Here is a 14,569-nt window from a genome sequence, read left to right on the forward strand (position 1 = left end):
CATTCATGTAGAACTTCGCGGCACATCGATTGCCGCTCACGACAGTTCTGAATACGTGGTCCGTGGTCGTACACAAGGAGCTTCACCATGGCTGTTCGCACGCCCTTCAGCATCGTCCGTCGGGCCCTGTTTTCTTTCCTTAGCGGCGCTCTTCTTCTCACACCTGCCCTGCGCGGGCAGAACATCTCGACTGCACAACTGAATGGCACCGTGCGTGACGGGTCGGGAGCGGTGATTCCCGGCGCTGCGGTCTCGATCACGGACGCTTCGAAGGGCTTTGATCGTGAGGTGATGACCGATGCACAGGGCGCGTACCAGGCGCTTTTGTTGCCGCCGGGGGTGTACACCATCACGGCCACGGCGAATGGATTTGCGAAGCTGATTGACCAGAATGTGGTGCTGACAACGGGTCAGCAGGCAGATCTCTCGTTGACGCTTTCGGTGGGGAGCACGGCTACGGTGAACGTGACCTCAGGGGCAGAGATCATCGAAACGCAGCGCAGTTCGCAGTCCACAACGGTCGATCAATTGCGCATCACCAACCTGCCGACCAATGGGCGCAACTACATCAACTTCACGCTCACAAATTCGCAGATCGCCCGGGATGCGGCTCCGTCGGTGGGAGCGATTCCGACGTCGGGGCTGAACTTCGGCGGTGTGCGTGCGCGCTCGAACTCCATCAACGTGGATGGCGCGGATGCGGGCGATTATGTGTCAGGCGGCACACGTGCCACTGTCTCGCAGGATGCGGTGCAGGAGTTCCAGATCATCACGAACGGCTTCGCGGCGGAGTATGGGAGAGCGTCCGGCGGTGTCGTCAACATCATCACGAAATCCGGCACCAACAAGACGCACGGCAGCGCGTTCGGCTTTCTGCGCAACCGTTATATCCAGGCGACGAATCCGTTTTCGACGGTCTATCAACCGGCTTACACCCGCGTGCAGGCGGGCTTTACCGTGGGCGGTGCGATCGTTCCGGATAAGACCTTTTACTTCTTTTCCACGGAGATCACACGTCGGCAGGAGACGGGCTTCTCAGACATTGGCGCGGGCGGCTTTGGCCTGACGGGTGTCGATGTCAGCAAGTTTTATGGGCTTCCAAGTGGGTCGCTTTCGATCCAGGGAACTGCCCAGCAGGCGGCGTTTCTGGCCGCCGCACCGGCCGCTACACCGGGCATCCAGCAGTATGTCGCGCTGGTTGGTTCGAGTTCGGCGCTGGCGTTGACCGGCAAGAATCCGGCGTTCCTGCAGTCGTCGATCGGGGCAAGCAACTTCGTTACCTCGGGTCAGGCGACGCCGCAGAGCTTTACACCGCTGAACTCACTGATCGGCAACTTTCCCATCTCAGAGAAGACGGAGATCTATAGCCTGCGACTCGACCACAAACTGACCGGCAATCAGCAACTGCTGCTGCGCGGCAATGTGAGTCCGAGTTTTGTGAGCGGCATCCAGGAGAATGCGGCCAATCAGAACTTTGGGGAGAATGCGTTCTCGCGGACGGCGACGCAGTCGTTTCACGACTACTCGATTGTTGGGCAGCACACGATGCTGCTAGGCAATAACAAGGTCAACGAACTACGCATTCAGTTCAGCCGTCACCCTGTGCTTTTCTCGAATTCGAACTCTGCAGGGGGCAATGGGGTCGCGGTAAATATTCCGGGCTTCGCCTACTTCGGCAAGACGCCGTTTTCGGTCGTCGATCGGGTGGAGGACCAGACGCAGTTGCAGGATAATTTCACCTACACGCGGGGCCGCCATACGGCGAAGGCGGGCATCGACCTGCGGTACATTCCGATCAATCTGAAGCAGGGACAGCTCTATGGTGGCGGCGACTATACCTTTGCCGCGCTCAACGCAACCGACGTCTCGCCGCTGCTGGCGGGACTGCCGGGCTTCTCACCGATCCAGGCCTATGGGCTTGGGATTCCGCAGTCCTTCGCGCAGGGGATCGGCGTGACGCAGTACAAGTACGACCTCAAGACGTTGGGAGCGTTTCTGCAGGATAGCTGGCGCATTACGAACCGTATGACGCTGAACTACGGCGTGCGGTATGACGTCGAAGCGTTCCCGACACAGGGTGCGCTGAATGGCATGACGCAGTCGGCCGAGAGGATCTACGGCATTCGCCAGGGCATCCGTTTGCAGGCGGCGAATGTAGCGCCGCGGGTTGGTGTGGCCTACGACCTTACCGGCCAGGGCAGGACTGTCGTTCGTGCGAACTATGGCCTCTTCTACGATCGCGCACCCGGTAATCTGGAGTCTCAATCGAACAGCTACAACTCTACGAAGGTGCCGCTGGTCATCCTTGCAGGTGGTTCGCCCTGCAACGCGGCCAGTACGGTAAGCCCGCTCAACCTGAATGCCACCAATACGTTTCAGGGTTCGCTGAGCAATGCGAATTGTCTTCCGCTGGCCAGCCTGAACTATCAGCCGACGCAGCAGCGTTTCGATCCGAATAACTCCGCGTCGCTATTCGTGAATCAGAACTATCTGACCTCCGGATTTCCACTGGCGATCCTGCCCTCGGGGCTTCCTGCGGACCTGAACTACAAGACACCGTATGTGCAGCAGATCTCGTTCGGTGTTGAGCAGGATCTGGGTCGCGGGCTGTCTCTGAATGTAGCCTTCAACTCAACAGGCGGTCGGCACCTCAACCGTCCGATCAATGTGAACCCTGTCAATCCTGCGCTGCTGGTAGCTAACTGGCGCAACGCTGTTGCCGCGGTGAAGGCGGGTACCGCAACGGTCTTCCCGGGAACGCCCCAGTCGCAGGTTGCCGGACCAACTTCGAATCCGCTTACGGTCGCGACGGCGAGTGGGACGGTCCCGTGCGGCGTCGGCCCGACTGGTCCGTATGTTGCACCACCGCTGCTGAACTTCTTCCGTCGCTCCGGCCTGAATACCTCGCTCGCGAACTTCCTTGTCGCGCAGGGAGCAGGCCAGTGTGTGGCGTTGGCCAGCGAGGTTGCGTCGGTCGATGGGTTGGGCGTCGGGCAGCCAGTTCCCTTCGGCGATATGACGCCCAATCTGACGACCGGAACTTCGAGCTATAACGCGCTCAGCGTGAACTTGAAGAAGAGCTTTTCGACGACGTACGAGTTCCTTGTGAGCTACACCTGGTCACATGCGATTGATGATTCCACCGACGTCGTCTCGACTTCGGACGCACCGCAGAATAACTTCAACCCAAATGCTGAGCGGGCAATCTCCAGCTTCGATCAGCGGCATCGCCTTGTGCTTAGCGGCGTCTATAACAGCGGAAAGAGGAAGGGCTCAGGATTTCTGCCGGGAGTTTTTTCGGGCTTTACCGTTGCTCCAATCATCGAGATCTCCTCCGGTCGACCGTTCAATGTACTTACGGGAACGGATACCAACTTCGACTTTGACCCGCTCACGGACCGTCCTAACGCGGTTGCGATCGGGTCTGGCCCGACGAGCTGCGGCACCTCGCCGGTTCTCTCGAAGTATTCGCCGACTGGAGCGTTCAACCTTCCCTGCTATAGCGATGCACCGGTTGGAGCGGGCCCCAATGACAGCGCGTTCAACGGTTCACTCAGCCGCAATACTGGCATCAAGCCGTACGTGGTCTTTACTGACCTGCGCCTTGCCCGGGCCTTTACGCTTCCGCATGAGATTGCTCTGCAGGTGACGGCGGATGGCTTCAACCTGATCAACAAGAACAACGTCTTTGACGTGAATCTTTTGTACACGGCGGCGGGAGTACCCACTGCATCGTCGGACCCGCGGCAGTTCCAGTTTGGTGCGCGGCTATCGTTCTGAGTGCGGGAGTCCTTCGGCTCGCTACAATCTGGGACATGGACGGATCAGCAGAGAAAGACCCACGCGTGTACTTCGCTGCCGAGCGCACCTTTCTGGCTTGGATCAGGACGGGCCTCGGTCTGATGGGCATTGGCTTCGCGGTCAGCCGCTTCGGTCTCTTTCTACGCGAACTTCGGGCGAGTGAGACTCACCTTTCGCCGCATGCTACGGGATTGTCGCTCTGGTCGGGCGTTGCGCTGGTTTGCCTAGGTGTCCTCGTCAACGTCAGCGCGGTAGTGGAACACATGCGGCTCGTTCGCTCCTTGCGCGAGGGAACGTGGATTCCCGGCCAGGTCTCGAGGGGCGCCATCCTGCTTGCCCTCGTACTGGCTGCGGTGGGAATCGGCATGGCGTTCTACCTTGTTCTCGTTCGCTAACTCTCGTGAAGAGCCGCCGCTACCATACACGGCGCAACCTGCATACACTGGTGCTTGCGGTACGGAGATGCAGCGTGACCCTTAAGGAACTTCAAGAACAATTCGGAATGCCTGGTGTGCTCAGCTTTCATGAGACGCCTACTGGCATGATCTATGTCGAGGTTAAGACACCCGCAGCGACGGCCACCGTCTATCTACAGGGTGCGCACCTGACGCACTGGCAGCCTGCCCGACAGGAGTCGGTTCTATTCATGAGCCGTAAGTCCGACTTCGCCCCGGGCAAACCGATCCGTGGTGGCGTGCCGATTGCCTTCCCATGGTTCGCAACGGATTCGAAGGCCGATCGCGTCGATGGCAAGCCTGGACCATCGCATGGCTTCGCTCGCATTCAGGATTGGACGCTGGCCTTCGCCGCGTTATCGGGCGAGGAGATGCACCTGACATTTACTCTTGCGCCAAACGCGCTCAGCAAGTCGATGGGGTTCGATCAGTTTCGCGTCGCGTATGTCCTGACGATTGGACACGCGTTGACGATGAAGTTGACCGTTGCCAATGACGCGGACAAGCCGCTGGTCTTCGAAGAGGCGCTGCATACCTACTTTGCCGTCGGCGATGTGCATGAGACGACGCTGACCGGCCTCGAGCCAACGCCGTACCTCGACAAGATTGAGAGTTTCGCTGCGAAGCCTGCTGCCAAAGCTCCGTTGGCCTTCGCGGCTGCCACAGACCGCATCTACAACCACACCGCGGCTACCTGCGTGTTGCACGATGGCTTGAACAAGCGCCGCATCGTGGTCGCGAAGACGAACTCCGATACGACGGTCGTCTTCAATCCTTGGAAAGCGATGGCCGATCTTGGGGAAGACGAGTGGCATGAATTTCTCTGCGTCGAAACGGTGAACGCGTCTGAAAGTCCTGTGACATTGCAGCGCGGTGAAAGCCACACCATGCAGGCGCATATCTCTTTGGAGGCGGGTGCGTAGATGTTTGTACTGGCCTCCGCCTCTCCCCGTCGCCGCGAGTTGCTGACCCAGATCGGGCTGACCTTCGACGTGGAGACGGCTGACATCGATGAGACTCCACAGCTCGGCGAGGACGCGATCGTCTATGTAAAACGGCTTGCTGAGCACAAGGCTGCTGCCGTCTTCGCTCGCCATAGCAACCAGTCGCGATTGATTGTGCTGGGCGCGGATACGACTGTGCTTTGCGAGGGCAGGATTTTAGGAAAACCGTTCGATGACGCGGATGCCGTGCGGATGCTGCGGCTGCTCTCCGGCAAGAAGCACCAGGTGATCACCGGGGTTGCGCTCGTTTCCGCGACGTCACGGCAGGTCGCTGCCGAGGTGACGGACGTGGAGGTGATCGCCTTGAGCGAGAGGCAGATTGCCGACTACGTCGCCTCTGGTGAACCGATGGGCAAGGCGGGAGCGTATGCGATCCAGGGACGGGCGGCGCGCTTCATTCCGCGGATTGAAGGCTGCTACTTCAACGTGGTCGGGCTGCCGCTAGCGCGCGTCTCGGCGATGCTGGAGACGGTTCGCTAGGCTAATTTGCCGCCAACATCGCTGCAAGCAGCGCGGTGCGCGGGACCAGGTGTTCGATCACTACTGACTCGTGGGCGGCGTGCGCTCCTTCACCCACGGCTCCCATGCCATCGAGGGTAGGCACGCCAAGAGCGGCCGTAAAGTTGCCGTCCGAGGCACCGCCGGTAGCGGCCTCGTCGAGCAAGAAGCCAAGCTCCCGGGCGATCGTTCGTGCCTGCTTGAACAGCGCGATCGTTCCCGCCTTCCGCTCCATCGGTGGCCGGTTGATTCCGCCCGAGATGGTCAGCTTGCAATGCTGATTGGTGGGCTTGAGCCTGTGGAACAGGCGTTCGACCATGGCAGCATCGCTGGCTTTGGCAATGCGCACATCGACCTCGACGGTCGCGAAGGCGGCGATTACGTTCGAGCGCGTTCCCCCGGAGATGACGCCGCAGTTTACGGTTCGCCCTGTGCTTAGGTCCGTGAAGCTCGAAACCGTCTGAATGATCCTGGCGAGTTCCAGAATGGCCGAGTGGCCGCGCTCGAAGTCGACGCCACTATGGGCTGCCACGCCCTCGACCTGCAGCGTGTATAGGCCTACCCCTTTTCGGGCCGTCTTATAGGCGAGCCCCTGCGCTGGTTCGAGCACGAAAACGGCGGAGGACTTGAGCGCCAGCTTCTCGGTGATGGCTCGCGAGACGGGACTGCCGACCTCCTCCTCGCTATTGAGCAGGAGCGTGATGGGCCGCTTGACGCCAAGTTCCCGCAACACGCCGACTGCAGCCAAGGCCATCACGACGCCTGCCTTCATGTCGAGGACGCCGGGTCCCCAGTACCGCCCCTCGGCCACGCGCCACGGCATCGTAGTCAACGTGCCGAGCGGCCATACCGTATCCAGATGTCCCAGAAGGAGAATTGGTTTGACGTTTGAGCGAGGAGAGCCAAAGCGGATTTCGGCAATATTACCGAACTGCTTTTGTTTGTGGAGTCTGGTTCGTCCGCCGAGTGGTTTGGCGACCTCCGCTACGAAGTTGACTGCCCCATTGACCGCCGCCGGATTTCCTGTGGGCGATTCAATCGACACCAATTGGCGCAATGTCTCGTCTATCCATCGAGACCTGTCCGCGGCGAGTTTTGCGAATTTCTGCACGTCCATGTGCGCATCTTATAGCAGCAACGTTCGTTAGACCGGCTCAGGGATGAATCTGGAGAGTCAATAGCGGGTGCTAAGTGTGTCCAATTTGACACAATCCATTTGATGTATACCCTTGTAATCTGCACTCTGTAGTCGAAGGCACGATAACGTGGCAATAGGCGCTCACTTTGAGCAGACAATTCGGTCGGAAGTGGAGTTTAGCGGGGTTGGCCTGCACAGCGGGGCATTTGTCTCCATGCGGCTTATACCGGCGCCTGCTGGCTCAGGAATCGTCTTCCGCCGCACCGATCTCGACAACTTTGAAATTCCGGCTAACGGGCGCAATGTCGCCAAGGTGAGCTATGCCACCAGCCTGATGCGGCAGAGCGTGCTAATCTCGACTACCGAGCACCTGCTTTCAGCCCTTATCGGCTACGGCGTCGATAACGTGATTGTTGAAGTGGATAACCTTGAGGTGCCGATCCTCGATGGTAGCGCCCTGCCCTATGTGCAGGCTTTCGAGACCGTCGGGCTGAAGGTGCAGCGCCGCCGCCGCGAGTACCTCCGCATCTTGAAGGAGGTCGAAGTTCGGGATGGGAGCAAATTTATCGGCGTCTATCCGGGCTCTGGCTACAGCATTCAATACACGATCGACTTCCCTGCACCCATCGGCTTCGGAACCTTCAAGGGCGATCTGGCGGTGGGGGATTATGTACGGCAGATTGCCCCGGCACGGACCTTCGGCTTCAAGCGTGACGAGGCCATGCTGCGTAACATGGGGCTCATCCGTGGGGTTTCGGACGACTGCGCCATCCTTGTCGGTGAAAAGGGTGTTGAGAACGGGCCGCTTCGTTTTTCAGACGAGTTTGTTCGGCATAAGGTACTGGACTTGATCGGTGACCTTGCGCTTGCGGGGAAACGCATCGAGGGCCATGTGGTCGCTGAACGGGCCGGCCATGCGATGCATACGGCACTTGTCCAGCGGCTGTTGCGTGACCGTTCGGCATGGGAGCTGGTCCATGGATACGATCATCTGCCCGCACATGTCGCTGAGCGCAAGCCTGCTCCCCGGCTACAAACCGCGCTCGCGTAGGCATCGCAAACCATGAAGCAGCTTGCGGCGATCGCACTCGGTTCGAACCTACAATCGCAATGGGGCGACCGGGCTGAGACCCTCCACGAAGCGATTGTGCGCGTCCGTGAGCTAGGCGACGTGGAGCGCATCTCCAGCTTTTACGAGACTGACCCCGTCGGCTATCTTGAGCAGCCGGAGTTCCTGAATGCTGCGCTTCTGCTCGAGACGGAGCTTGATCCCGTGGAACTGCTGCGCGCCCTGTTGGGCATTGAGAAGAGTATGGGGCGTGATCGTTCGCACTCTGTCGCCAAGGGGCCGCGGGTGATTGATCTCGACCTGATCCTGTTCGGCGACGTAATGATGCAGACGGCGGAGTTGACTCTGCCGCATCCGGCGCTGGCGGAGCGGCGATTTGTTCTTGAACCGCTGGCCGAAATTGCGCCTTCCCTTCGTCACCCCGTGCTCGATCAGACGATTGCGGAGCTCCTTCTGCAGCTTCCGTGACTATCGTTCATCCTCAACTGTCGGTAGACTTTCAGCATCACCGCGAGCCCACATCAGGGCAGTGGAGAAATCTGCAAGAGAGTTTGAGAAGACCAAATGAACGCTGAGTTCTGGATTCGTTTCGAAGAGCGTGTTGCCCCCTTCAACCTGCTGCAGCACCCGTTTTACCAGGCATGGTCCAGGGGCGAGCTGACTCGTACCGACCTGCGTGAGTATGCCGCGGAGTACTGGCACCACGTCTCGGCCTTTCCGACTTACCTCAGTGCGCTGCACTCGCGTCTGCCGGATGGCGAGCTTCGGCGTGAGGTACTGCGTAACCTGATCGAAGAAGAAGGCGTTGAGGCGGCGACAGCACGTCCGCACAGCGACCTGTGGATGGACTTCGCGGCGGGAATGGATGCGACACGAGCTGATGTCGAAGCTCGTGCGGTCCAGCCAGAGATGGCTGCCCTGCAGGCGACCTATCGTGAGCTCATGCTGAACGGCTCTCCCGTCGCGGCTCTCGCTGCTCTCTATGCGTACGAGTCCAAGGTGCCGGCGATTGCGGCAACCAAGGCTGCCGGGCTAGCGGAGCACTACGGTACCGAAGGAGCGGCTGCCCGGTACTTTACGCTCCACCGCACGGCGGATGTTCATCATGCGGCGGTCTGGCGTGGCCTTATCGATGCACAGCTTGCGATAGATCCTGCCGCAGCCGAGGCTGCGCTCGATGCAGCGGAACAGGCCGCGAAGGCGCTCTGGATGGCTCTTGATGGGGTAGAGCGCGAACGGATGAAGGCGAACGCCAACTAGCATTGCGGATATGGTGAAAGCCTCATGCGTTGAAGAGCGCTTGGGGCTTTTTCTTTGCTAGCTGAGGCGCTTCAGGTCCTTCTTCGCGTCTTCGAGAGAGCCATCTTCGTGGACCGCGTCACGCAGTTCCTGCACCGCGTCGTTCTTGCGCCCTTGCTTCTCGAGGATCAGGCCCAGCCGCCAATGGGCCGCGGCATGGCTCGGCTCCTCACCCTCCGCTGGCTGCGCGAGATACGCCCGAAGATACTGCTCGGCATGTCCAAGCTGCGCGGCTGCGTTGTTCGTCAGGATGATCCGCGCAGCGTGGTAGTCGGGACTCAGGTTGTCCGGAACGGCAGTATGGGCCTGCTTCAAGAGCTTCTCGAGATCATCCCACCGGCCTGCCGTGGCGTAGATCACGGCGAGCTGACGATAGGGCGCAATGCGAGTCGGCTTAAGCGCGATGGCACGGCGATCTGCGGCCTCCGCCTGCGGCAGCTTGCCCTCCTCGAACAAGGCGGCACCGAGGCCGGCATGGGCGTCCGCGCTGTCGGGCTGCGCGGCTACGGCTGTTCTCCAGATGGATTCTGTGGCGGCGTCGCGCTTTGCTTTGTCCTTCTCGTCTGCCGCAAATCCAGCCTTCAAGGCTGCGCCGCGGGTGGGGTCAAGATGCGTGAGCCGGTCGGCAAGCTGCTGCGCCTTCGATCGATCGCCTCCGACGACACTCGGTGCATTCCAGTAGAAGCGGGCCGAATCTTCGATCGCGTCGAAGCTCTTCGGGTCGAGCTCAAGGCTAAGGTCGGCCTCCTTGCGGAAGCGACGAGCGAGGCTCATCTTCTCGAAGGTTCCAGCCGAGCTGCTCACCAGCTTCGCCCCGAGAGCATTGGTCAGCTGGGTGTGTGCGTCGGCACTCCTATCGGCGAGCGCCACTGCCTTTTCGGCCTTTGTGATCGCTTCGTCGAAGTGGAAGAAGGCCCACGAGAGAATTGAACTCTGGATGATCGCGTGGACGTCATCGGGGCTCTTCTGCAGTGTCGCCTGCGTGAGGGGACGAGCCCGGAGATAGTGCGCGTCCGCGATCAGGGCATCGGCCGCGGTGGTCTGCTGGGCCGTCACCGTCACCGTCACCGGCGTAGCGGCGCACAGGAGGGTGAGCACTACAGGAATGAACGTGCGGCCAAGAGGCATGGGTTCTTCTCCTCGAATCGAATCGATCAGGATTCAACCCCGTTCTCATTATCGATGAGAGGATCAGATGTGACGTTAAGGATTGGTCTCTCGAATGACGATTGACCTTCATCGGAACAAAACGCCTGACTCTCGTAATTACATCTTCAGCGAATCTTCATTCCACATGCATCAGACTGTAGGGCGGGAGTTCTTTGTGAAGATTTGGGGTTTGCTGTTACTGCTATCGATCTGCGTATCTCTTGAAGGTCAGAGTTCGGCGAAGGAACTGGTAGCGAAGATGGTGGCCAATGAGAGCGCCGCTGAGCAGCATCGCGGCCATTACCTCTATGTGTCAAAGGAGCGATCCGATCGTACTGGCGGGCACCTCTGGACGGAACGTGTTGCAGAGACCAACGCGGGCAAGGTACGGATGCTGATTGCAGAGGACGAGAAGCCGCTGTCCACGGATCGCGCCTCTGCCGAACGCGCCCGTCTTGCTGACATCGCTGCGCATCCCGACGTGTTTCAGAAGCACGAGCAGGCGCTTAGAAATGATGAGCACCACGCGAAGCAGATGCTCGATCTACTGCCGCAAGCATTTCTCTTCGATCCTCCAACGATGGAGGGGAACTTCGCGCATATCCACTTCAGGCCTGACCCGGCATACAGCCCCAAGTCGATGGAGGAGCGGGTGCTGCATGCGATGTCAGGATCGGTGCAGATCGATCCGGCAATCCGGCTGCACGCGATCGAAGGACGCATGCCGGAGGACGTGAACATCGGCTTTGGACTGGTCGCCACGATCAAGGCAGGGAGCAACTTCGCGACCACTCGCGACCGCGTCGCAGGCGATGAATGGAAGACAGCGATTCTCGATACCGACATCGATGGACGCGCCATCTTCTTCAAAGCGATCGGTAAAAAGGAGCACGCCGAACACAGCGCCTTCAAGCTGCTCCCAATCGATATGACTGTTCCACAGGCAGTAGCCCTGCTGGAGCAGTAGCCGCTACTTCGCCTCGCGATTCGCAATCGACACGCGGAACGGCGGTTTGCTCGCCTCGGCAGGATCCTGCGTGTAGGTCTGCTCCGTCTTTGCAGGGTCGTAGTCGCGCCAGAGCCAGGTCATCTCCTCGGGGAACTCGGCGGCACCTTCGACTGCGCTGTGCGGCCCTTGCCCGAAGCTGAAACGGAAATCATATCCCTTCAGCTTCAACGCGTTTGCCATGCGGATATTGGCGAGCGGCCAACTTCCATACTTCGGGTTCTCCTGGTCGTTCGAGCCATCCTGGATCCACACACGCAGGTTGCGCTGCGGCTCGTGCAAAATCTTTTCAGGGTAATCCTGCCCACCGGCATGAACCTCAGGATCTTCGTGCCACTGGATACTGGTGAAGCTGCCAATCCATGTAATTACACGGCTGAACTGTTCCGGCTGCTGCCACGCTGCGTTGAAGGAGCAGGTCCCGCCTGACGAGAGCCCGGTGATGGCGCGGCTATAGGCATCCTTGCGCAGGTTGTACTTCTTCGCAACCTCTGCGATGAGTTCATCGCGGAGGAAGCGTGGATAGCGGTCCGAGACCGTGTCGTACTCCGTTGAGCGCATGGAGTCCTTCAGGGTACGCGACCACTTCTTGCCATACGCATCGACGAACTTATACGTCGGTGTATTCGGCGATGCTGCGATGTCGCCGGGATCGGTAAAGATGGCGATCATCACCGGAATCTTGTGTTGCGCGATCAGGTTATCGACCACATTCAATGCAGGATGATCGCCGTCGCGCTTTGCATAGCCGGAGCCATCCTGAAAGACCATCAACGCCGCTGGAACCTTCGGATCGTACTGCGCCGGAACATAGATCCAGTAGTTCGAAACCATGCCGTCGTAGATCTTGCTGATGTGTGTCAGCTTCTCCGAGAGCTTGCCCGTTGGCACGCCTGGCTGCTGCATCGAGTCCGCTGTGAGCGGCGGACCTTTCGGTGCAGGACCGGAGTTGTTCTGAGCGGCGGCGGGAAGCGCAAGGATCAAGGCGAGCGAAAGTGCTTTCATCATGGCGAGTCCACTATAACGCCCACGCGTTAGAGATGACCCAGGGCTGCCATGCGCATACTGTCTGTAGGCTCATCGATCTGTGTCACGACCTGTGGGCAGCGTTGGCACGCACTGCGGCCAGCCTGCTGAAACCACCTGCAGTCGATGCGGATCAGGCACGGTGGGAGCGCCTCGGTAACTGCCGGTAAGATCTGTACGATGCGCGTCACAAGACCGCAATCTTTACCGTCGAAGTGCGAGCAGAGCTTCTCCTGGCAGGGAGCCGCAAAGCGCATCACCTGCGTTGGTTTGGCTGGCTGCGTCATCTCCAGCAACTCATCCGTAACCGGCAGAAACTGATTAAGATACGCAAGAGCGGGAGCTTCAAGCGTACCGCCAACCACCCCGAGAACGCGACTGTTCATCATCTCAGGCTGAGCGCTGGGACACATCAAATGTTGTTCTTCAACGTGACGATCCGAGGTCATCGCATACTCCTGCTTTTGAAGCGCGAAGGCAGGGACGTGCCTTCGCGCCATCGATGTAGTGATGCCGCTGAGAGGAGAGCTAAAGTTCGAAGCTTATGAACGTGTTCGGCTCCGGCTTGTATCCCATGATGATGTGGTTTGGTCGGAATGCATCCGCTCCATGCGCTGCGGCAGTTGCCTGCTGAACGACGGGTGCCACAGGAGTTCCGATATGGGTGGAGACCTGTTTGGCGATGGTAGCGGCTATTTGTTCTGCCTGGCGCAACTCTGCGAGCTCTTCAGCAATAAGGATTCCACAGATGATGCCGGGGTTGATGATGACGTACGGACCTGTGTTGGAAGGTAATTTGAGGTGGGCGACTGCCGATCGAACTGCGCCGGAGAGGTCGCCAAGGGTGAGGGTTTTTGGAGCGGTTGCCATTGAATCCTCCTGATAACGGCATGTTTCGGAGGCCCGGGTGCTTCGAGCGGAAACTCTACGCGCGGCGCTTTGGACCGTCAAGCAAAAATGTCGAGTGATCCGCAAGCTTCTACAATCAGAGGAATGTCCCTGGAATTTGAAGTAAGCAACACGGCTGAGAGTGGAGGCCGGCGCGGTGAGTTGACCCTGCCCCACGGAGTCGTTCAGACCCCGGTCTTTATGCCCGTCGGTACAGCAGCCACCGTCAAGGCCGTCCCGCAGAGCCTGCTTGAGGAGATTGGCGCAGGCGGTAAGGGCGCACAGATCATCCTCGCAAACACTTACCATCTGTATCTCCGACCGGGCCATGAGCTGGTGCGGCGCATGGGTGGCGTTCACCGCTTTATGAGCTGGGATCGCCCGATGCTGACCGACTCAGGCGGCTTCCAGGTCTTCAGCCTGAGTTCGCTTCGCAAGGTTACGACAGAGGGCGTCGAGTTTCGCTCACACCTCGACGGCAGCAAACATTTCTTCTCGCCCGAGCACTCGATGGATGTGCAGATAGCGCTAGGTGCTGACATCGCGATGGTCTTCGATGAGTGCGTGGAGACGCCCGCGACGTGGGAGCGGACTCGCGAGTCCATGGGCCTTACCCACGCCTGGGCGCAGCGCTCCAAGGATCACTTCGACGCGCATCAACATCTGCGCCCCTGGGGGCCGGAGTTCGACGGCAAGACGCAGGCCCAGTTCGGCATCGTGCAGGGCGGTATGTACGCTGATCTGCGGCAGGAGTCCGCAGAGCGGCTGGTCGCGATGGACTTTCCCGGCTACGCGATCGGTGGTCTTGCCGTGGGCGAGCCGCGCGACGTGACGCGAGAGATGATCGCGCGCACTCTGGAGCATCTCCCCAAAGACAAGCCGCGTTACGTGATGGGCGTCGGCTACCCGGACGAGATTGAAGAGTACGCCCGCATGGGCGTCGACATGATGGACTGCGTGCTGCCCACGCGTGCCGGGCGTCATGGTCTGCTCTTCACGTCTGAGGGCCGGCTGAACATCAAGAAGAAGGATTACGCCGAGGACCAAGGGCCGATTGATGCAACCTGCTCCTGCATGGTCTGCGGACGCTATACGCGGGCCTACCTGCGGCATCTTTTCGCGTCAGGAGAGCCTTTGAGCGCGGTGCTCAACTCCATTCATAACCTTGCTTTTTATCTGGACACGATGGAGCGGGTTCGCAACACGCTTGCTCTTACCTAGTCCGGGCCTCAGCGG

Annotated in this window: 14 protein-coding genes; 9 read left to right on the forward strand and 5 right to left on the reverse strand. The window is 59.6% G+C overall.

Annotation, left to right across the window (positions count from 1 at the left end; all coding sequences use genetic code 11):
* Window positions 1–87 precede the first annotated feature (87 nt).
* The 4 genes from OHL20_RS09370 to OHL20_RS09385 all read left to right on the forward strand — a co-directional run bounded on the left by OHL20_RS09370 (window position 88) and on the right by OHL20_RS09385 (window position 5,740).
* On the forward strand, window positions 88–3,780 hold the full coding sequence (locus OHL20_RS09370; RefSeq protein WP_263382927.1) for a TonB-dependent receptor: 3,693 nt from the start codon (window positions 88–90) through the stop codon (window positions 3,778–3,780).
* Window positions 3,781–3,815: 35 nt separating this feature from the next.
* On the forward strand, window positions 3,816–4,196 hold the full coding sequence (locus tag OHL20_RS09375; RefSeq protein ID WP_263382928.1) for a YidH family protein: 381 nt from the start codon (window positions 3,816–3,818) through the stop codon (window positions 4,194–4,196).
* 74 nt (window positions 4,197–4,270) lie between these two features.
* A complete protein-coding gene (locus OHL20_RS09380) occupies window positions 4,271–5,179 on the forward strand; it encodes a D-hexose-6-phosphate mutarotase (RefSeq protein ID WP_263382929.1) in 909 nt (302 codons plus the stop codon).
* Window positions 5,180–5,740 carry a Maf family protein gene (locus OHL20_RS09385; RefSeq protein WP_263382930.1) on the forward strand — a complete coding sequence of 187 codons (561 nt, stop codon included), beginning with the start codon at window positions 5,180–5,182 and terminating at the stop codon, window positions 5,738–5,740. It begins immediately after the preceding gene.
* 1 nt (window position 5,741) lies between these two features.
* On the opposite strand, the gene OHL20_RS09390 is transcribed toward OHL20_RS09385, so the two are convergent.
* A complete protein-coding gene (locus tag OHL20_RS09390; protein WP_263382931.1) occupies window positions 5,742–6,875 on the reverse strand; it encodes a M20 family metallopeptidase in 1,134 nt (377 codons plus the stop codon).
* Between the two features lie 148 nt (window positions 6,876–7,023).
* Here OHL20_RS09390 and lpxC point away from each other — a divergent pair, with 148 nt between their 5' ends.
* From lpxC to OHL20_RS09405, 3 genes are all read left to right on the forward strand, one after another.
* Window positions 7,024–7,947, forward strand: coding sequence for a UDP-3-O-acyl-N-acetylglucosamine deacetylase (lpxC, locus tag OHL20_RS09395; protein ID WP_263382932.1), 924 nt, complete (start codon window positions 7,024–7,026; stop codon window positions 7,945–7,947).
* Between the two features lie 12 nt (window positions 7,948–7,959).
* Window positions 7,960–8,433, forward strand: a complete 474-nt coding sequence (gene folK, locus OHL20_RS09400; protein ID WP_263382933.1) for a 2-amino-4-hydroxy-6-hydroxymethyldihydropteridine diphosphokinase — start codon at window positions 7,960–7,962, stop codon at window positions 8,431–8,433.
* 96 nt (window positions 8,434–8,529) lie between these two features.
* Window positions 8,530–9,225, forward strand: a complete 696-nt coding sequence (locus tag OHL20_RS09405; protein WP_263382934.1) for a CADD family putative folate metabolism protein — start codon at window positions 8,530–8,532, stop codon at window positions 9,223–9,225.
* A gap of 57 nt (window positions 9,226–9,282) precedes the next feature.
* Here OHL20_RS09405 and OHL20_RS09410 read toward each other — a convergent pair whose 3' ends face one another.
* The gene (locus OHL20_RS09410; protein ID WP_263382935.1) at window positions 9,283–10,392 is read right to left on the reverse strand and encodes a tetratricopeptide repeat protein; all 1,110 of its coding nucleotides are present in this window, start codon (window positions 10,390–10,392) and stop codon (window positions 9,283–9,285) included.
* A 94-nt stretch (window positions 10,393–10,486) separates the two neighbouring features.
* Here OHL20_RS09410 and OHL20_RS09415 point away from each other — a divergent pair, with 94 nt between their 5' ends.
* Window positions 10,487–11,380, forward strand: a complete 894-nt coding sequence (locus OHL20_RS09415; protein ID WP_263382936.1) for a hypothetical protein — start codon at window positions 10,487–10,489, stop codon at window positions 11,378–11,380.
* 3 nt (window positions 11,381–11,383) lie between these two features.
* Here the strand turns inward: OHL20_RS09415 and OHL20_RS09420 are convergent, their stop codons facing one another.
* The 3 genes from OHL20_RS09420 to OHL20_RS09430 all read right to left on the reverse strand — a co-directional run bounded on the left by OHL20_RS09420 (window position 11,384) and on the right by OHL20_RS09430 (window position 13,315).
* A complete protein-coding gene (locus tag OHL20_RS09420) occupies window positions 11,384–12,427 on the reverse strand; it encodes an alpha/beta hydrolase (RefSeq protein WP_263382937.1) in 1,044 nt (347 codons plus the stop codon).
* 26 nt (window positions 12,428–12,453) lie between these two features.
* Window positions 12,454–12,894: a hypothetical protein gene (locus tag OHL20_RS09425; RefSeq protein WP_263382938.1), complete on the reverse strand. Its 441-nt coding sequence runs from the start codon at window positions 12,892–12,894 to the stop codon at window positions 12,454–12,456.
* Window positions 12,895–12,973: 79 nt separating this feature from the next.
* Window positions 12,974–13,315, reverse strand: coding sequence for a hypothetical protein (locus OHL20_RS09430; RefSeq protein ID WP_263382939.1), 342 nt, complete (start codon window positions 13,313–13,315; stop codon window positions 12,974–12,976).
* Between the two features lie 123 nt (window positions 13,316–13,438).
* Between OHL20_RS09430 and tgt the strand changes: the two genes are divergently transcribed.
* Entirely contained in the window at window positions 13,439–14,554 is a 1,116-nt protein-coding gene (gene tgt / locus OHL20_RS09435) for a tRNA guanosine(34) transglycosylase Tgt (protein WP_263382940.1), read from the forward strand.
* Window positions 14,555–14,569 lie beyond the last annotated feature (15 nt).

It is taken from the genome of Granulicella arctica (genome assembly GCF_025685605.1).
In the GTDB taxonomy this organism is placed as follows: domain Bacteria; phylum Acidobacteriota; class Terriglobia; order Terriglobales; family Acidobacteriaceae; genus Edaphobacter; species Edaphobacter arcticus.